This window comes from Nocardia sp. NPDC004260 (genome assembly GCF_053603155.1).
This window is the reverse complement of the sequence record NZ_JBSGEZ010000012.1, coordinates 21,739-38,545: the sequence shown is the minus strand read 5'-3', so window position 1 is coordinate 38,545 and position 16,807 is coordinate 21,739. Positions and strand designations below refer to the sequence as shown.

Genomic DNA, 16,807 nt, shown 5'->3' with positions numbered 1-16,807 from the left:
GGCTCAGTCCATCGACCATGCGGACAGTTCCGCGCGCATGCACGCGCGCGGCCAGCGGTCGAGGCCGTGGGCCTGCTCGGCGGCGCGCAGCGCGACCAACCCCGGCGTCTCCTCTCCCGCCGACAGGTACCGGAAGCCGAGCCGCTCGTAATACGGCCCGTTCCACGGCACCTCGGTGAACGTGGTCAGCGTCATCGCGGGTAGGCCCGCGGCGGCGGCCCATCGGGCGGCCTGGTCGAGCAAGCGCTTGCCGATCCGGCGCCGGGCGTGATCCGGGCGCACCGAGACCTGCTCGATGTGGGCGTTCCCGTCGACCACTGCCGCGACAAGGTAGCCGATCGCCATGCCGTCGTCGGTCCACACCCAGGCCCGCCCGGCCTGCTGGAACTGTCGCAGAGTCGCCAGTGAGGGTGGTTCGTCGTCGGCCACGGTCGTCATTCCGATTTGCGCGAACGGCTCACCCGCCGCGCGCTCGATGTCCTGGAGCACGGGGAGGTCTCGGGGTGTCGCGGGCCGGATCACCGGCCCATTATCAGTCCACCCCCACGACATGAACCAGCGAATTTCACTGCGCCCGCGTGGCGAGGATGCCGTTGAGCAGCACTTGCACGGCCCAGGCCGCGCGCGCGTCACCGCCGCCCGCCAGCAGAGCCTCCCGCATGGCCACGACGGTCGGATAGCGGTCGGCGGGCAGTTCGGCGAAGCGCCGCTCGATCGCGGCGAGGTACTCCTGCTCGCTGCCGCCCCCGACGCGGTGCGCACTCTGTTCGGCCGCCGACGCGGTGATGTGCAGAAACAGCAGGTCCACCGCCCACGACGCGGTCCGCTCGTCCAGTCCCGCCGCGGTGAGCGAACCGAGCATCAGCTCCACCAGCCGCAGGGCGTTCGGACTGCTCGGAATCACACCGAGCGCGACGAGCGCCAGCCCTTCGTGCCTGCTCATCGCCGCGACCGTGGCATCGACCAGCTCGGTGAGCCGCTCCCGCCAGCTCGCCCCGGCGGGCTCGGGGACGGAACCGAGGACATGGTCGAGCATGGCGGCCATCAGATCGTCGCGATTGGCGACGTATACGTACAGCGAGGCGGCACCGGTGTCCAAGTCCTGTGCGACCCGGCGCATGGTCAGCGCCGCCGCTCCATCCCGGTCAAGGATGCGCAGGCCGGTCTCGACGATCACCTCGCGGCTCAGCGGAGCTTTGGCCGGGCGGGCCCTGCGGCTGACGGCTGCTGCGCTCATGGGCCGAGCATAACGAGGGACGAACGCCGTTCGGGTGAGCGGCGCAAGTCCATGCGCGTCCGGAGATGCCGCGAAGAGGCCGATCCGGCGGGACCGATCAGGCGCCGAACGCCGCCCATCGCGTGCGAGGGCTCTTCGACGTGGTCGCGGCCGACCGGCGCGCCATGTCGCGCGGAGCCCGGCACAACGGCGTGCGCCGACGATCCGCGGTGGACGCAGCGCGCCCGGTCCCGCCGGCGGATGCACCGCCCATACAGATAATGTGACTCACACCACAGCTTTCTTTGTTCGGCATGACCGGCCGCTTGCTGCGGAAAACACCACAACATGCAGCTCACAGCCTTTGCGAAGGTTGGCGGCGACCGCTCACGAGAACCCGCCCGACAGAATGCGATTCGAGAATCCGATGACACGGCGAGACGTTCGCGCTGTCCGCTTCGCGATGCGAGCAGACCCCGGTTCGGTTGTCGCCGACGCTCTATGCTGACTTCGGTATGCCGGTAGTGCGCCGGGAAGGAGGGCGCGGGTGCGCAGAAAACCGTCCACCGTGGGTGTCGCACCGGGCGACGGACTCGTCGCCCGTTTCGGTGCGGTCGTCGCCTACCTCGGGGCCGAAACGACCTCCACGGACCGAATACTCGGCACCATCGAAGCCGTGGCCGAAGGCGAGCATCCCGGCGCCGCGCTGGCGCAACGCTTGGCCGCGGTGATCTTCGGCAGCACCGTCCAACCGCCCCCGTTCGGTGTGGTCGCCCCCACCGCGGACGGCGTGCTGATCCTGTTGCGCGGACCGGTGACCGCGGAGATCCAAGGCGCGGAGGGCACCCGCCGCCTCGACGGCGGGCGTGCGTTCACCTGGGTGGACGAGATCGTGCGCGAACCGGTGCGCCGCATCAGGATCGGCGCGGACACCGGCGAGCCGCCGACCGCCCTGCCCCGCACCGACCTGCGCGCAGGTGTGGTTCCGGGCGGCGGCTTCGTGCTGCACGCCGCGGTACGACGCACCGGAAAAGCCACCGAACCACGGACGTCCGAGCCTTCCACACGGGGCGAGCCCGAGGCGACGGCGGCGGCCGGATTCGCGGCGATGCCGGAACCGACCGGCGCGTCCGACGCCGTCGCGCAAGCATCGCCCGCTCCCCGACCGACCGGCGCGTCCGACGCCGTCGCGCAGGCAACGCCGATCCCTCGGCAGACCAGCGCCGCCGACGCCGTCGCACCAGCGACACCCAGGCCGACCGAGTCGGTCCGCCCCTTCGCCAAACCGCGTCCGCCCCGGCCGGTCCCGGACCGACCGCTGGCGTGGTCCCAGGTGCAGCCCGCGCGCGAACCGGTCGCCCTGCGCAAAGCGCCCGAGAACGGCGGAACGCGAGCCATCAGCCCGGCGGCGCTGTCCGGAGACGCCGTCGGTGCGCTGGTCACCGAAGAGGGAGCGGCCTACCCGTTGGACCGCGCCTACGTCATCGGGCGCGGACCGCAGGTGGACGAGGCGGTCCGCACCGCCGCCGCCACGCCGATCGTCATCCAGCGCGATCGCCATGTCTCGCGGGTCCACGCCTATGTGTCGGTGGACGGCGGCAAGGTGTACATCCGGGACGCCGCCGCTACCTCCGGCACCTTCATCGCGGGTCCCGGCACCGACCAGTGGACCAGGATCAGCACGTCCCCGACCGAGCTCCCGCCCGGCTGGCGTGTCCGCATCAGCGAGCGGGTCCTCACCTATCGAGGCGACGAGCAGCGCACGGGCACGGCGGATATCGCGGGAGCGCGCCGCCGTTCGTAGCCGCCGAGGGCGCCGGGCAAAGTGGCCGCGGTGACGACAGCGTCGCCGCGCCCGCACACGCACGGCGTCGGTCACCCGGCCCGGGCGCCGACCACCGAGCCGCGGTGCGAGGTGGACTCCGTTCGAGCATGTCATGACCCCGGTGCTCGCGGCTGCCTCGCGCCAGGGCGCCGCACAGCGTGAACGGCTCGCCGCGCCGCCGCGCTTGCGGAACCGGGCTCCGGGTCGCCCCTCGCACGGCCGAGGCCGGGGCGCAGCACCGCCGTGCACCGCACGGCTTCGCGCCCAGCTCACCGGCCTCGCGCCGGAGACGGCCGATCCACCGGTCGAGTCGAGCCCGGACCGCGCGGGGAGCACAATGGCGGCATGCACCGAAACGGACCGAGCCGCGACATCGACGAGTCCGAGCTGACGGTGACCCCGCCCGAAGAGCAGGCCGCGGGCGTCACCGCCGTGGCGGTGGCGTTGAAACGCTCGATCGAGGAGATGGGCGTCATCCGCACGGTGCGCACCCTGGCCCGGGTCAATCAGGTGCACGGCTTCGACTGCCCTGGCTGCGCCTGGCCGGAGGCGAGCGGCCATCGCAGGCCCGCCGAGTTCTGCGAGAACGGCGCGAAAGCCGTCGCCGAGGAAGCCACGCTGCGCACGGTGACCCCCGAGTTCTTCGCCACCCACTCGGTGGCGGACCTGAGCGACAAATCCGGCTATTGGCTCGGCCAGCAGGGCAGGCTGACCCACCCGATGGTGCTGCGTCCCGGAGACACCCACTACCGGCCGATCGCCTGGGACGACGCCTACCGTTCGATCGCCGACACGCTACGCGGGCTGGACTCCCCGGACGAGGCGGTGTTCTACACCTCCGGCCGCACCAGCAACGAGACCGCGTTCCTCTATCAGCTGCTGGTGCGCAGCTACGGCACCAACAATCTGCCGGACTGCTCCAACATGTGCCACGAGTCCTCCGGCGCGGCGCTGTCGAGCTCGATCGGGATCGGCAAGGGCTCGGTCTCCATCGATGACTTCGCCAAGGCCGACCTGATCATCGTGGCGGGGCAGAATCCGGGCACCAATCATCCCCGGATGCTCAGCGCGCTGGCCGCGGCGAAGGCGAACGGGACCCGGATCGTCGCGGTGAACCCCCTGCCCGAGACCGGGCTGCTCGGCTTCCGCGATCCGCAGACGATCAAGGGCGTCACCACCGGCGTGCCGATCGCCGACGACTTCCTGCAGATCCGCCTCGGCGGTGACCTGGCCCTGTTCCAGGCGCTCGGCCGCCTGCTGCTGGAAGCGGAGGATCGCGCACCGGGCACGGTGGTCGACCGGGCGTTCGTCGACGCCCACTGCGCGGGCTACGCCGAATACGAAGCACGTGCGCATGGTCGATTTCGACACCGTACTGGAAGCGACGGGTCTCACCACGGCCGAACTCGAGCACACCGCCGAGCTGTTCGCCCGCTCGCGCAACATCATCCTGTGCTGGGCGATGGGCCTGACCCAGCAGGCCCATGCCGTGGCCACCATCGAGGAGGCCACCAATCTGCTGCTGTTGCGCGGCATGATCGGCAAACCGGGCGCGGGTGTGTGCCCCGTGCGCGGTCACTCGAATGTGCAGGGCGACCGCACCATGGGCATCTGGGAGAAGATGCCCGACACCTTCCTCGACGCCCTCGACCGCGAATTCGGCATCATCAGCCCGCGCGAGCACGGCCTCGACACCGTCGCCGCCATCCGCGCCATGCGCGACGGACAGGCGAAAGTCTTCATCGGCATGGGCGGCAACTTCGTCTCCGCCACCCCCGACACCGCCGTGACCGAAGCCGCGCTACGCGACTGCGCGCTCACCGTGCAGGTCTCCACCAAACTCAACCGCAGCCACGTCGTGCACGGCCGTACCGCGCTCATCCTGCCGACGCTCGGGCGCACCGACCTCGACCTGGCCCCGGACGGCGCCAAGAATGCAGTCTCCGTGGAGGACTCGATGTCGATGGTGCACCTGTCCACCGGCCGGTTGCGGCCGGTCAGCGACCAGCTGCGCAGTGAAGTCGCCATCGTCTGCGAACTCGCCCAGGCGGTCCTTGGCCCCGACCACCCGGTGCCGTGGGCCCGCTTCGCCCGTGACTACGACAGCATCCGCGACGCCATCGCCCGCGTCGTGCCCGGCTGCGCCGACTACAACGCGAAAGTCCGCGGCCGGGGCGGCTTCCAGCTACCGCATCCGCCGCGCGACGCCCGCGAATTCCGCACCGCCACCGGCAAGGCCAACTTCGCGGTCAACGAGCTGACCTGGCTGCCGGTCCCCGCGGGCAGACTGATCCTGCAAACCCTGCGCAGCCACGACCAGTACAACACCACCATCTACGGCTTGGACGACCGCTACCGCGGCATCCACAACGGCCGCAAAGTGGTGCTGGTCCATCCCGAGGACATCAGCGCGTTCGGTTTCCGCGACGGCGATCTGGTCGACGTCGTCTCCGAGTGGACCGACGGCACCGAACGCCGCGTCGAAGGCTTCCGCCTGGTCTCTTACCCCACACCGCGTGGCAACGCCGCCGCCTACTACCCCGAGACCAATCCCCTGGTGCCGCTGGACCATGTCGCCGAACGGTCGAACACTCCCGTTTCCAAGGCGGTCACGGTGCGGTTCGAGGCTTCGGGCACATGAGCCGCGTCACCGCTCGCCGCCGGATGCGCCGGATCTCGCCCAGCGGGCAGATCCAGCGCCCGGACACCTTGGCCGTCGAAGAACCGCTCGAGATCCGCATCGACGGGCAGTCGCTGACGGTCACCATGCGCACCCCCGGCAACGACATCGACCTGGTGCACGGATTCCTGCTGAGCGAAGACATCATCGGTTCCGCCGAGGACATCGTGGCGGCCCGCTACTGCGCGGGCACCGACGACCAGGGTCGCAACACCTATAACGTCCTCGACGTCACCCTGCGCACCCCCGTCCCGGTGCCGACCCGCTCCTTCCTCACCACCGGAGCCTGCGGACTGTGCGGCAAGACTGCTTTGGACGAGGTTCGCAAGCGCACCCGATTCCCCCCGCCTGCCGCCGGCCCTGTGGTGGACACCCGGGTACTGGCCGCGATGCCCGGCATGCTGCGTGACCGCCAATCGGTGTTCGAAGCCACCGGCGGCTTGCATGCGGCGGGCCTGTTCACCACCGACGGGCAAGCGCTTGCGGTGCGCGAGGACATCGGCAGGCACAACGCGGTGGACAAGGTGATCGGCTGGGCACTGCGCGAATCCAGGGTGCCGGCCCATGATCTGGTGCTGATCGTGAGCGGGCGCGCGTCGTTCGAACTGGTGCAGAAGGCCGTCATGGCCGGAATCCCGATGCTCGGCGCGGTCTCGGCGCCGAGTTCGCTGGCGGTCGATCTCGCCGCCGACGCCGGACTGAGTCTGATCGGCTTCCTCCGTGGCGACACGATGAACGTCTACACCGCCCCCGAGCGGCTGCGCACCGATCCGGGCGCCGACTCGTTGTTGGCCTGACTCACTATTGCCCGCGCCGGACGCCCGTTCTACCGTGGCTGCACGGAGCCGGAACGGATTCGGCGAGAACGGAGCGGCCGATGCGGATATCGGTGGAGGGGAACTCCGAGGGCCTGCGGGTGCGGATGCGGTTCGAGCAGTACCGCCGCCTGCTGCTGACGCGGATCGTGCTGGCCGTCTTGGCGGTACAAGGAGCGATCGTCGGCCTTTGGGCCACGTTCGCGCCGCACTCCTGGTACACCAGTTTTCCGGGGTTCGGCGCCCAGTGGGTGGCGGCGGACGGCCCGTACAACCACCATCTGGCGGCCGACGTGGGCGCCTTCTTCCTGGCGCTGACAGCGGTGACGATCGCCGCGCTCGTGGTCAACCGAACCACGGCGGCCCGGATCGCGGGCGTCGGCTGGCTCACCTTCGGTGTCCCCCATTCCCTTTACCACCTCTTCCACAAGCCCGCTGAGATGGGCGCGGCGAGCTTCACGGCCAGCCTGATCGCGGCGTTCCTGCTCGTGATCGGCGGAGCGGCCTGCCTCTTCCTGCCGCCGCGAGGCGAGTTGCCCCTCTCGGACCCGCAACCGGTGACGCTGCGTTTCCCGCGCCGCCGTCCGCGCGCCGTTCGCTGATCGGCGAACCCCGGCAGCCGAGTCCGGGACGCCCGTGGGAGATCACCACGGGCGTGATCCGGTGGATCCGCGGATGACGCCGCGACTTGGCGAATTCCCCGCCTGTCAGTCCTTCAGCGCTTCGAGCAGTGCCGCGCGCTGACGCGCACCGAGCCCGCCGATCCGGCGATCCTCCGGGATCTCCGCCTGGTCCATCAACTTCGCGGCCTTCACCGGCCCGACACCGGGCAGGGCCTTGATCACCGCGGCCACCTTGGTCTTCTTCACCAGCTCGTCGGAGTCTGCCTTCTTCAGCAGATCCGCGACCGAAACCTTGCCCGCCTTCACCTTGCCGATCAGTTCGGAGCGTGCCTTGCGGACCGCAGCCGCCTTGGCCAAGGCCTCGGTGCGCTGCTCTGCGGTCATGGTAGGCAGTGCCATGTCTCCTCCGCTTCCACTCGTCACTCGAACATCTGGTTGACCGGACCGAGTAAACAGCACGGCACCGGGAGCGCAAGCTCGACACACCGGGGCACGAACTGCGGAAATGCCGATGAATTTCCCCGGTCCGCGCCGTCGGAATCATTGGACCGCCGACGGGCTACAGACGAAAAGGACTAAATGAACACCACGTCACAGAGCGGTCCCTCGCCCGGATCGTCGCGTCGGACGACGCGTACCGAGCACCCCGGAGCAGAAGCGGTGCGCCGCCGACGGCGACTACTCCGAAGCGGCCGTCGCCGCGCGGTAACGCGGGATGAGCCGTTACCGACAGAGTCAACAAATACCGAGCGCGGGTCTGGTTCAACGGCGAGCCAGGGGGTCAACGGCGATCCCCGAGCCCGCTCGGGTCATACCGAGCGGAGCCTTCACCCCGGACAACAGAAAATATCGCGGTTCGCACGGCCCGTGACAGCATGATGGCATGGAGCCGAGCACTCCGCCGGGGACGGCTGCGTCCGCGATTCTGTGGCTGTGGCCCGGGCAGGCGATCTATCGCGGACCGTCCCTGCGTCCGGACGCGCATTCCACCGCCGTGAACTGTCTGGCCGTCGGGTTGGACGCGCCGTTCACACTCGCGACCGATGCCGTCACGCACACCGTGCGCAGCGCGCTGATCCCGCCGCGCCGGGTGCACCGCGTCGTCGCGGGCGGCGACCAGATGATGTTCTGCTATCTGGATCCGGGGTCGCGGGGTGCCCGAGCCTGCCGAGACCGGATGATCCGGTGGCACGCCGAATTCGGACTCGGTCATCGGGCGGAAGCCGCGCTCGCCACGGCCGCGAGCGCCACGTGCCCCGATCCGCGCTCGCTGGCCGAACTCATCGGCGCCGGGCCGGTCCCCGCGCCGGACGACCGGGTAGCCGAGGCGATGGCGGCCCTCCGCGCCCATCCCGCGCGGGAGTTCACCGCCGCCCGGTTCGCCGCGGCCGCGCACTTGTCGGAGTCGCGCTTCCTGCATCTGTTCGCCGCCCAGGCGGGCACCTCGTTCCGGCGGTACCGGCTGTGGGCCAGGATGCTCGGCGTCGGCCGCGCGCTCGCCGAGGGCGCGAACCTCACCGCCGCGTCGGCCGACGCGGGCTTCGCCAGCCCCTCACATTTCAGCGACGCTTTCCGCACCCTGTTCGGCCTGTCGGCCACCACACTGCTCGCCACCGGAGTGCGGATCGTCGTGTTGGACGAAGCGGAAGGGATCGAATCGGGCGCCCGAACGCGCTAGGCTACAAACTAGAACACGTTTCATTTCGGAGGAGACTCGATGGCCGCACAGATTCGCGACGTGGTGGAGCAATACGTCAAGCTGGTCGGCTCGGGGCCGACCGAGGACATCGTCGCCCTGTACGCGCCCGACGCGATCGTGGAGGACCCCGTCGGCACTTCGCCCAAGCGCGGCCACGAGGCCATCCGCGAGTTCTACGAGGTGATCGCCGCACTGGATCGGGAGACCGAGCTGCGGCCGGAGGACGTGAGAATCGCGGGCAATCAGGCCGCGTTCCCGTTCACCATCGTCACCAAGGTCGGCGGGCAGCGCTTCGTCCTGTCACCGATCGATGTGATGGAGTTCGACGAGGAAGGCCGGATCACCGGGATGCGCGCCTACTGGAGCCAGGAGGACATGCGGGTCGAGCCCGAGTAGCGCGCGCGGCGGCCGGGTGCGCCAGGTCACATCGCGGCCCCATCACATTCCGGCACGGTCTCTCGTCCGAGAAGTAGGAACCACATCCGCTGATCGAAGGAGATCGACATGGGCGCCACCCGTATCGCCGCCGTCACCCCGCAACACGCGGGACCGACGACCAAGCTGCTCTACCGGCTGGCCAAGCGCCGCTTCCGCGAAGTGCCGGAGCCCTTCGCCGTCACCGCCAACCATCCGAAATTGCTGAGGGCCAGCGCGGTCCACGAGACCATGGTCGGCAAGGCCAGCACCGCCCTGCCCGCCGTCATCCGCGAGATCGCGGTGTATCGCACGGCGTGGACGATCGGCTGTTCGTGGTGCGTCGACTTCGGAGCCATGCTCATGCGCCTGGGCGAGCTGGACGTCGCGCGGCTGGAACACATCGCCGACTACGCGACCTCGCCGCTGTACTCCGACGACGAGCGCGCCGCCATCGCCTACGCCGACGCGATGACCGCAACGCCGACCGCGGTCACCGACGAACAGGTCGCCGACCTGGAGCGGCGCTTCGGCCGAGCGGGTGTGGTGGAGCTCAGCTATCAGATCGCGCTGGAAAACTCACGCGCCCGGTTCAATTCGGCGCTCGGGATCACGGCGCAGGGTTTCAGCACCGATTCGTGCCGGGTGCCCTGGTCGTGAAAAGGGCCGCGGCGCTGCGGGAATGGTTCGATCCGACCTGATACTCCGGCGCCGCGTTCACCCGGGGCTGTCGTTACGGCCCGGAATGCACTAAGAATAAGAGGTGTTGACGTCGCCTGGCCGTGCCGCGGCCTGCGAGCTACCTTCGCGAGTTTCGGGGTAACGGCGTCTTCGGTTTCTCGAGTTCCCCTCCGCCCGACCGTTTGGAGCCGCATGCTCGACGAACAGACCCCGGACGACGACGTCGCACGGCTGGCGAGACGAGTCGAGAAGGCCCGCGGCCGTCTCGCCTACCAGTTCGACCCGGCTCTGACCGGCGCGCTGTCGGAGGAGGAACTGCTCGCTGAACGCGAACTGGCCGAACGGATCCGGACCCAGGACCGCGAACAGCGCTGGAAGCACGCCGAGGCGGGCGCCGCGGCCTCCGACCGGGCGCGGCACACCGCGGAGGCCATCGAGAAGGCCGAGATCAGGGACCTGCTGTTGGCGCGCAAGGCGATTGCCGCGCAGCGGCGTGCATCCAGCCCGCACGCCAGGTTGGCGTCGCTGTACCGGCACCGCTCCTGGTCGCTCGGCGCGCTGGCCGGCGTGGTCGCCGCCGGAATGCTGTGGTCGGCGGTCAACGTTCAGCACAACATCGCGCCGGGTGGCCCGGACGACCCACTGTACTGGTTCAGCTACCTGCTCGAGGCGATGATCAGCGTGTCGCTGATCATCATCATGATCGGCACGAACAAGGTCACCGAATGGGGCGTGCTGGACAACCGGAGCCAAGTCGCGGCGGCGGAAATGGCCCTGCTCGCGCTCACCGTCGGACTGAACACCTACCCGTACGTGAGCGCCGGGCGATGGTTCGACGCCGCCGTGCACGGTGTCGCCCCGGTGATGATCGGCGTAGCCCTGCTCATCCACGATGCCGCGAGCGCGCGATACGGACGCGCGATCGGCTATGCCACCGAGCAGGTACGCAGCCTGCCCGACCCGACCGGGCACAACCCCTTGCCGGAACGCTCCGCGGCGGACAGCCTGACCAGCGCGGACGGCGACTTCCCGGTAGATCTGCACACCCCCGTGGTGCAGGGCGCACACAGCTAGGCCGATCAGCCTGCGGTGCGGGGCAAGTCGTCGAAGAACGCCCGCTCTACGTCCGCGCCGGCACGCGAGCCGTCGAGCCCTGTGCTCGCGCCCCGGTGATCAGTACGGATACCGGCGTTCGACCGCGTCCTTGGCCTCTTTCAGGCCGCACCCGGTGAGTTCGCGATACCGCTTGATGGCGTGAATCTTCTTGCCCTGCGCCAGAAGCGCATCGATCTCGGCCATGCCGTCGCCGCGCGGGACCGCCGGCACGGCACGCGGCGACACGGCCGATGCCGGCGCCTCGATGCCCAGATGGGTCATGATCAGGTCGAGCTTGGCGTGCAGGGCGTCGACCTTGCGCTCCAAGCGCCGGTTGGCGAACATGCACCGATGGTATCGACCCGGGCCGCGTCAGGCCGCGTCGAGCACGGCGTCGGCGAGACTCGACATCGTCTCGAAGCGCGCCAGATCTCCCGCCAGCTCTAGCAGCCGGTCCACACACCGGGGCCCGGTCACCAGGCGCATCCTACGGCCGGTCTGGGCCAGCATGGACCGCGCGTCGACCAGGACGTGCAACCCGACGACGCCGAAGAACGTGACCTTCGACAGATCGACGACCACCAAAGGCGCCGCCGTGCCCAGCGAGCCGATCAGCCTGCGTCGAAACACTTCGACGGTGTAATGATCGACTTCGCCCGCGAGCGCGCACAGCGTGACCGAGTCGCTCGGAACGGTGACAGAGATCTTGAGCCGCTCGGCGGGGTGATCGGCGTTGCGAGCGGCGGTGAGAACGTACGTGGGGTTGGCCAAGCCTGTCGACATGAGGACCTCGGTCCAGTCCCCCGCGAGCATCTCGAAAACGGACTTGCTCGCGGGTAATGACGCGCCCCGGAGAGAAACGCCGGAACTAGGCTGTCTGCTCAACCCTCACGGAGGAGTACCCCCTGCGACGGGTCGCCACACCCGAATTACGCCGACTTCTCCCGGCGCTCCGGCCGCTGCGCCTTGCGCGGCACGATGGTGGGCAGGACGTTGTCGTTGACCGTATCCGCGTTGACGACCACCTTGGCGACGTCGTCGCGGCTGGGGATGTCGTACATCGCGGGCTGCAGGACTTCCTCCATGATCGCCCGCAGGCCACGCGCGCCGGTGCCGCGCAGAATCGCCTGGTCGGCGACCGCCTCCAGCGCGTCGTCGGTGAACTCGAGATCGACCCCGTCCATCTCGAACAGCCGGACGTACTGCTTGACCAGCGCGTTCTTCGGTTCGGAGAGGATCTTGACCAGCGATTCCTTGTCCAGGTTCGTCACCGAGGCGACCACGGGCAGGCGGCCGATGAACTCGGGGATCAGGCCGAACTTGATCAAGTCCTCTGGCATGACCTCCGCGAAGTGATCGGTGGTGTCGATCTCGGCCTTCGACCGCACCTCGGCGCCGAAACCGATGCCGCGGTGGCCGGTGCGGTCGGAGATGATCTTCTCCAGACCGGCGAAGGCGCCCGCCACGATGAACAGCACGTTGGTGGTGTCGATCTGGATGAACTCCTGGTGCGGGTGCTTGCGCCCGCCCTGCGGCGGCACGCTCGCCTGAGTGCCCTCCAGGATCTTCAGCAGGGCCTGCTGCACGCCCTCGCCGGACACGTCACGGGTGATCGACGGATTCTCGCTCTTGCGGGCGATCTTGTCGACCTCGTCGATGTAGATGATGCCGGTCTCGGCGCGCTTGACGTCGTAGTCGGCCGCCTGGATCAGCTTCAGCAGGATGTTCTCGACGTCCTCGCCGACATACCCGGCCTCGGTCAGCGCGGTGGCGTCGGCGATGGCGAACGGGACGTTCAGCATCTTCGCCAACGTCTGGGCCAGATAGGTCTTGCCGCAGCCGGTGGGACCGAGCATCAGGATGTTGGACTTGGCCAGCTCGACGGTCTCGCCGCGGCTGTCCCGACCCTTGTCACCGGCCTGGATGCGCTTGTAGTGGTTGTAGACGGCCACCGCGAGAGTGCGCTTGGCGGTGTCCTGGCCGATCACGTAGTTCTCCAGGAAATCCCGGATCTCGGCGGGCTTGGGCAGCTCATCGAGCTTGACCTCGCTGGACTCGGCGAGTTCCTCCTCGATGATCTCGTTGCAGAGATCGATGCACTCGTCGCAGATGTACACCCCTGGTCCCGCAATGAGCTTCTTGACCTGCTTCTGGCTCTTTCCGCAGAACGAGCACTTCAGCAGATCGCCGCCATCTCCGATGCGCGCCATCTCGTGGGTCCCTACTTCCTTGTCCGCGTGCAACCGTCCGTCCAGGTTGCCAGCTGTCCACCACTTTCGCAGCCGCAAACGCATCGGCTGATTTCGTGGCCGGTGGGGCAGTGCCGTCAACCGGGAGCAAAGGTCCCTAGGTTGACCGTACCCGGTGTTCGGGATGGAGGTCGACAACTCGCGCATGTTTCTCGCGCGGGTTGTGCGAGTCGTCACGAGCCGTCCTCCGGACCGCCCGCCGCGCGGCGCCGTCGGTTCGAACAAATTCTCGAACCCGCGGCAGCGCGAGGGCGGCCCGGCCGGGCGGTATGCCCCATTGCGTACTTCCCGGCCGGAATTCCCTGTCACGAAGCAATTTAGAGCGAACAGCCCCGGGATCGGCAATTCGCCCCGCCGTCCCGGCTCCGGCCGGGAACGACGATTCGCGCCTTATTTCTGCGCGCTCAGCTTCCGGTAGTCGAACACCGTGTCGATGATCCCGTACTCCTTGGCCTCCTCGGCCGTCAGGATCTTGTCGCGGTCGGTGTCCTTGCGGATGGTGTCGGCGTCCTTGCCGGTGTGCCGCGCGAGCGTGCTCTCCATCAGGCGGCGCATGCGCTCGATCTCGGCGGCTTGGATCTCCAGATCCGACACCTGACCCTGGATGCCGCCCTCCAGCGAGGGCTGGTGGATCAGCACGCGGGCGTTGGGCAGGCAGGCGCGCTTGCCCGGGGTGCCCGCGGCCAGCAGCACGGCGGCGGCCGAGGCGGCCTGGCCCAGGCAGACGGTGGCGACGTCGGCGCGCACGTACTGCATGGTGTCGTAGATGGCCATCAGCGAGGTGAACGAGCCACCCGGCGAGTTGATGTACATGGTGATGTCGCGGTCGGGGTCCAGCGACTCCAGCACCAGCAGCTGCGCCATGATGTCGTTCGCGGAGGCATCGTCCACCTGCACACCGAGGAAGATGATGCGCTCCTCGAACAGCTTGTTGTACGGGTTGGACTCCTTGACGCCGAAGCTCGAGTGCTCGATGAACGACGGCAGGATGTAGCGCGCCTGCGGGCTCTGCGGTGCCATGCCGGACAGGCCGGCGCGCGGGTCGATCGAATTGGCCATCTTCGTCTCCAAAGTCGGTGCGGCGGCCGGACGTTCGAGGTGTCCGGGGGCCTGTGGGTGATCCGGTGCGTTACTTCTTGGCGCCGTTGGCCTGATTCGCGTGGCTGATCACGTGGTCGATGAAGCCGTATTCCAGGGCTTCGGCCGCGGTGAACCAGCGGTCGCGGTCGGCATCGGCGGTGACCTGCTCGACCGACTTGCCGGTGTGCTGCGCCTGCAGTTCGTTCAGCTCACGCTTCGTGTGCGCGAACTGCTCGGCCATGATCGCGATGTCGGCCGCCGAGCCGCCGATCCCCGCGGAGGGCTGGTGCATCATGATCCGCGCGTGCGGCAGCGCGTAGCGCTTGCCCTTGGTGCCCGCGGTGAGCAGGAACTGCCCCATGGACGCGGCCAGGCCCATGCCGTAGGTCGCGATGTCGCACTCGGCGAACTGCATCGTGTCGTAGATGGCCATGCCCGCGGTCACCGAGCCGCCCGGCGAGTTGATGTAGAGCGAGATGTCCTTGGTGGGATCCTCCGCCGAGAGCAGCAGGATCTGCGCGCACAGCTTGTTCGCGATGTCGTCGTCGACCTGTGTGCCGAGGAAGATGATGCGCTCACGCAGCAGGCGCTCGTACACCGAATCACTGAGGTTGAGACCAGCAGTCGCGGTTGTCATGACCCCTGCCTGGTTGATTGTCACGGATACCTGCCTTCTCTCGCCGGCTCGTTGCGGATTGCCGCATAGCCATCACTGGTTGGATATGCCGCACCCGGTCGGACATGGCCATCCAACTTGTCGTCACAAACATTAACGAAGCAGGGCGGCACCGAACTCCCGGTACCGCCCTTTCTTCGCTCACAGCGCAATCAGCGCACCTCGCGGGCGTCGATCACGCCGACATTCCATGGAATTATTCGGCGTCCGCCGGGGCCGTCTCGACGGCCGCTTCCTCATCGGCGGAATCGGCGGGGGCACCGAACATTTCGGTGGTGTCCACCGAGTTGCCCGCGGAGTCGGTGACGGTCACCTGGCCGACCACGCCCGCCAGCGCCTTGCCGCGCCGCACGTCGGCGAAGATCGCGCCCAGCTGGCCCGCCTGCTGCACCTGCTGGATGAACTGCTCCGGCGACAGGCCGTAGCGCTGCGACTGGAACAGGATCCGCTCGGTGAGCTCCTCCTGGCCGACCTGGGTGCCCTCCGCCTCGGCGATCGCGTCCAGCAGCAGCTGGGTCTTGACCGACTTCTCGGCGGCCTGCTTGGTGTCGGCGTCGAACTCCTCGCGGGAGCTGCCCTGCGCCTCGAGCGCCTCGGCGAACTTGGCCTCGTCGTGGTCGAAGCCGTGCACCGCGTCGTGGGTCACCGCGTCGATCTCGGCCTTCACCACGGCCTCGGGCAGCGGCACCTCGACCTGCTCGAGCAGGGTGTCCAGCACCTTGTCGCGGATCTCGCCCGCCTGCTGCACCTTCTTGACCCGCTCGACGCGGCCCCGCAGATCGTCCTTCAGCTCCTCCAGCGTGTCGAATTCGCTGGCCAGCTGCGCGAACTCGTCGTCGGCCTCGGGCAGCTCACGTTCCTTGACGGTCTGCACGGTCACGGTGATGACCGCGTCCTTGCCCGCGTGCTCGCCCGCGACCAGCTTCGAGGTGAACTCCTTCGACTCGCCCGCCGACAATCCGACCAGCGCCTCGTCCAGGCCCTCGATGAGCTGACCGGAGCCGACCTCGTGGGACAGGCCGGTCGTGGCGGCCTCGGCCACCTCCTGGCCGTCCACGGTCGCCGACAGGTCGATGGAGACGAAGTCGCCGTCCTGCACCGGACGCTCCACCCCGGTCAGGGTGCCGAAGCGCTGGCGCAGCGACTGCAGCTGCTCCTCGATGTCCTCGTCGCCGACGGTGAACGCGTCGACGGTGACCGCGATGCTCGCGTAGTCCGGCAGCGTGATCTCCGGCCGCACGTCGACCTCGGCGGTGAAGGCCAGCTCCTGGCCGTCCTCGATCTTGGTGATCTCGATCTCGGGCTGACCGATGACCTTCACCTCGGAGGTGGTGACGGCCTCGCTGTAGCGACCGGGCAGCGCGTCGTTGACGACCTGCTCCAGGATCGCGCCACGGCCGAGACGGGCCTCGAGCAGCTTCGCGGGCGCCTTACCGGGACGGAAGCCGGGGATGCGGACCTGCTTGGCCAGTGCCTTGTACGCGCGGTCGAAATCCGGCTTCAGCTCCTCGAAGGGCACCTCGACGTTGATCCGGACCCGGGTCGGGCTCAGCTGCTCGACGGTGCTCTTCACGGACATGCTCCTTGTTCGTTGTTCGTACTGGTTGACGTTCGTCTTGCGGCGCCCCGCCCCCGGCATTCCGGGATCGGAACGGCGGGCGAGGCGGCCCTACGCCGGCTGCCGCATTCCCCCACCGGCGCCGATCCGAACCGGAGTCCCGGCCTCGGCCGAGACGACGAGGGGTGCGGCGTAC

Annotated in this window: 16 protein-coding genes and 1 pseudogene; 8 read left to right on the top strand and 9 right to left on the bottom strand. The window is 68.8% G+C overall.

Annotated elements, in window-relative coordinates; genetic code table 11:
- Positions 1–3: 3 nt before the first annotated feature.
- Positions 4–522, bottom strand: a complete 519-nt coding sequence (locus tag ACWEO7_RS09605) for a GNAT family N-acetyltransferase (RefSeq protein WP_450018382.1) — start codon at positions 520–522, stop codon at positions 4–6.
- Between the two features lie 43 nt (positions 523–565).
- Entirely contained in the window at positions 566–1,237 is a 672-nt protein-coding gene (locus tag ACWEO7_RS09600) for a TetR/AcrR family transcriptional regulator (protein WP_452422245.1), read from the bottom strand.
- Between the two features lie 526 nt (positions 1,238–1,763).
- On the opposite strand from ACWEO7_RS09600, the gene ACWEO7_RS09595 reads away from it, so the two are divergent.
- The 4 genes and pseudogenes from ACWEO7_RS09595 (at position 1,764) to ACWEO7_RS09580 (ending at position 7,138) form a co-directional block, all read left to right on the top strand.
- A complete protein-coding gene (locus ACWEO7_RS09595) occupies positions 1,764–3,020 on the top strand; it encodes an FHA domain-containing protein (RefSeq protein ID WP_452422243.1) in 1,257 nt (418 codons plus the stop codon).
- Between the two features lie 366 nt (positions 3,021–3,386).
- Positions 3,387–5,682 (top strand): annotated as a pseudogene (locus ACWEO7_RS09590) (FdhF/YdeP family oxidoreductase).
- On the top strand, positions 5,679–6,518 hold the full coding sequence (gene fdhD / locus ACWEO7_RS09585; protein WP_452422241.1) for a formate dehydrogenase accessory sulfurtransferase FdhD: 840 nt from the start codon (positions 5,679–5,681) through the stop codon (positions 6,516–6,518). Before ACWEO7_RS09590 ends, fdhD begins: the two are co-directional and overlap by 4 nt.
- 80 nt (positions 6,519–6,598) lie before the next feature.
- Positions 6,599–7,138 (top strand): hypothetical protein, encoded by a 540-nt coding sequence (locus ACWEO7_RS09580; RefSeq protein WP_450018391.1) that lies wholly within the window; start codon positions 6,599–6,601, stop codon positions 7,136–7,138.
- Between the two features lie 105 nt (positions 7,139–7,243).
- Here ACWEO7_RS09580 and mihF read toward each other — a convergent pair whose 3' ends face one another.
- Positions 7,244–7,558 carry an integration host factor, actinobacterial type gene (gene mihF / locus ACWEO7_RS09575; protein ID WP_039796616.1) on the bottom strand — a complete coding sequence of 105 codons (315 nt, stop codon included), beginning with the start codon at positions 7,556–7,558 and terminating at the stop codon, positions 7,244–7,246.
- Between the two features lie 484 nt (positions 7,559–8,042).
- Between mihF and ACWEO7_RS09570 the strand changes: the two genes are divergently transcribed.
- The 4 genes from ACWEO7_RS09570 (at position 8,043) to ACWEO7_RS09555 (ending at position 11,027) form a co-directional block, all read left to right on the top strand.
- Positions 8,043–8,837, top strand: a complete 795-nt coding sequence (locus ACWEO7_RS09570; RefSeq protein WP_452422240.1) for a helix-turn-helix domain-containing protein — start codon at positions 8,043–8,045, stop codon at positions 8,835–8,837.
- 39 nt (positions 8,838–8,876) lie between these two features.
- Complete coding sequence (locus ACWEO7_RS09565; RefSeq protein ID WP_452422238.1) at positions 8,877–9,254, top strand: nuclear transport factor 2 family protein; 378 nt, start codon at positions 8,877–8,879, stop codon at positions 9,252–9,254.
- A 108-nt stretch (positions 9,255–9,362) separates the two neighbouring features.
- Positions 9,363–9,932, top strand: coding sequence for a carboxymuconolactone decarboxylase family protein (locus ACWEO7_RS09560; RefSeq protein WP_450018397.1), 570 nt, complete (start codon positions 9,363–9,365; stop codon positions 9,930–9,932).
- A 213-nt stretch (positions 9,933–10,145) separates the two neighbouring features.
- Positions 10,146–11,027 carry a hypothetical protein gene (locus ACWEO7_RS09555; RefSeq protein WP_450018399.1) on the top strand — a complete coding sequence of 294 codons (882 nt, stop codon included), beginning with the start codon at positions 10,146–10,148 and terminating at the stop codon, positions 11,025–11,027.
- A 99-nt stretch (positions 11,028–11,126) separates the two neighbouring features.
- Here ACWEO7_RS09555 and ACWEO7_RS09550 read toward each other — a convergent pair whose 3' ends face one another.
- The 6 genes from ACWEO7_RS09550 to tig form a co-directional block, all read right to left on the bottom strand.
- Positions 11,127–11,393, bottom strand: a complete 267-nt coding sequence (locus ACWEO7_RS09550; RefSeq protein ID WP_450018401.1) for a ribosomal protein L7/L12 — start codon at positions 11,391–11,393, stop codon at positions 11,127–11,129.
- A gap of 27 nt (positions 11,394–11,420) precedes the next feature.
- Positions 11,421–11,831 (bottom strand): STAS domain-containing protein, encoded by a 411-nt coding sequence (locus tag ACWEO7_RS09545; RefSeq protein ID WP_452422236.1) that lies wholly within the window; start codon positions 11,829–11,831, stop codon positions 11,421–11,423.
- Positions 11,832–11,977: 146 nt separating this feature from the next.
- Positions 11,978–13,258 carry an ATP-dependent Clp protease ATP-binding subunit ClpX gene (clpX, locus tag ACWEO7_RS09540; protein ID WP_195131826.1) on the bottom strand — a complete coding sequence of 427 codons (1,281 nt, stop codon included), beginning with the start codon at positions 13,256–13,258 and terminating at the stop codon, positions 11,978–11,980.
- Positions 13,259–13,687: 429 nt separating this feature from the next.
- On the bottom strand, positions 13,688–14,356 hold the full coding sequence (locus ACWEO7_RS09535) for an ATP-dependent Clp protease proteolytic subunit (RefSeq protein ID WP_355072243.1): 669 nt from the start codon (positions 14,354–14,356) through the stop codon (positions 13,688–13,690).
- A 70-nt stretch (positions 14,357–14,426) separates the two neighbouring features.
- Positions 14,427–15,014, bottom strand: coding sequence for an ATP-dependent Clp protease proteolytic subunit (locus ACWEO7_RS09530; RefSeq protein ID WP_355072241.1), 588 nt, complete (start codon positions 15,012–15,014; stop codon positions 14,427–14,429).
- A gap of 235 nt (positions 15,015–15,249) precedes the next feature.
- Complete coding sequence (tig, locus tag ACWEO7_RS09525) at positions 15,250–16,626, bottom strand: trigger factor (protein WP_452422234.1); 1,377 nt, start codon at positions 16,624–16,626, stop codon at positions 15,250–15,252.
- Positions 16,627–16,807: the final 181 nt, after the last annotated feature.

What these genes read in the sequence shown, in the direction of transcription:
- ACWEO7_RS09600 (WP_452422245.1), bottom strand. Translation starts at nt 1,237, where the DNA reads ATGAGCGCAGCAGCCGTCAGCCGCAGGGCCCGCCCGGCCAAAGCTCCG.
- fdhD (WP_452422241.1), top strand. Translation starts at nt 5,679, where the DNA reads ATGAGCCGCGTCACCGCTCGCCGCCGGATGCGCCGGATCTCGCCCAGC.
- ACWEO7_RS09580 (WP_450018391.1), top strand. Translation starts at nt 6,599, where the DNA reads ATGCGGATATCGGTGGAGGGGAACTCCGAGGGCCTGCGGGTGCGGATG.
- mihF (WP_039796616.1), bottom strand. Translation starts at nt 7,558, where the DNA reads ATGGCACTGCCTACCATGACCGCAGAGCAGCGCACCGAGGCCTTGGCC.
- ACWEO7_RS09570 (WP_452422240.1), top strand. Translation starts at nt 8,043, where the DNA reads ATGGAGCCGAGCACTCCGCCGGGGACGGCTGCGTCCGCGATTCTGTGG.
- ACWEO7_RS09565 (WP_452422238.1), top strand. Translation starts at nt 8,877, where the DNA reads ATGGCCGCACAGATTCGCGACGTGGTGGAGCAATACGTCAAGCTGGTC.
- ACWEO7_RS09560 (WP_450018397.1), top strand. Translation starts at nt 9,363, where the DNA reads ATGGGCGCCACCCGTATCGCCGCCGTCACCCCGCAACACGCGGGACCG.
- ACWEO7_RS09555 (WP_450018399.1), top strand. Translation starts at nt 10,146, where the DNA reads ATGCTCGACGAACAGACCCCGGACGACGACGTCGCACGGCTGGCGAGA.
- ACWEO7_RS09550 (WP_450018401.1), bottom strand. Translation starts at nt 11,393, where the DNA reads ATGTTCGCCAACCGGCGCTTGGAGCGCAAGGTCGACGCCCTGCACGCC.
- ACWEO7_RS09545 (WP_452422236.1), bottom strand. Translation starts at nt 11,831, where the DNA reads ATGTCGACAGGCTTGGCCAACCCCACGTACGTTCTCACCGCCGCTCGC.
- clpX (WP_195131826.1), bottom strand. Translation starts at nt 13,258, where the DNA reads ATGGCGCGCATCGGAGATGGCGGCGATCTGCTGAAGTGCTCGTTCTGC.
- ACWEO7_RS09535 (WP_355072243.1), bottom strand. Translation starts at nt 14,356, where the DNA reads ATGGCCAATTCGATCGACCCGCGCGCCGGCCTGTCCGGCATGGCACCG.
- ACWEO7_RS09530 (WP_355072241.1), bottom strand. Translation starts at nt 15,014, where the DNA reads ATGACAACCGCGACTGCTGGTCTCAACCTCAGTGATTCGGTGTACGAG.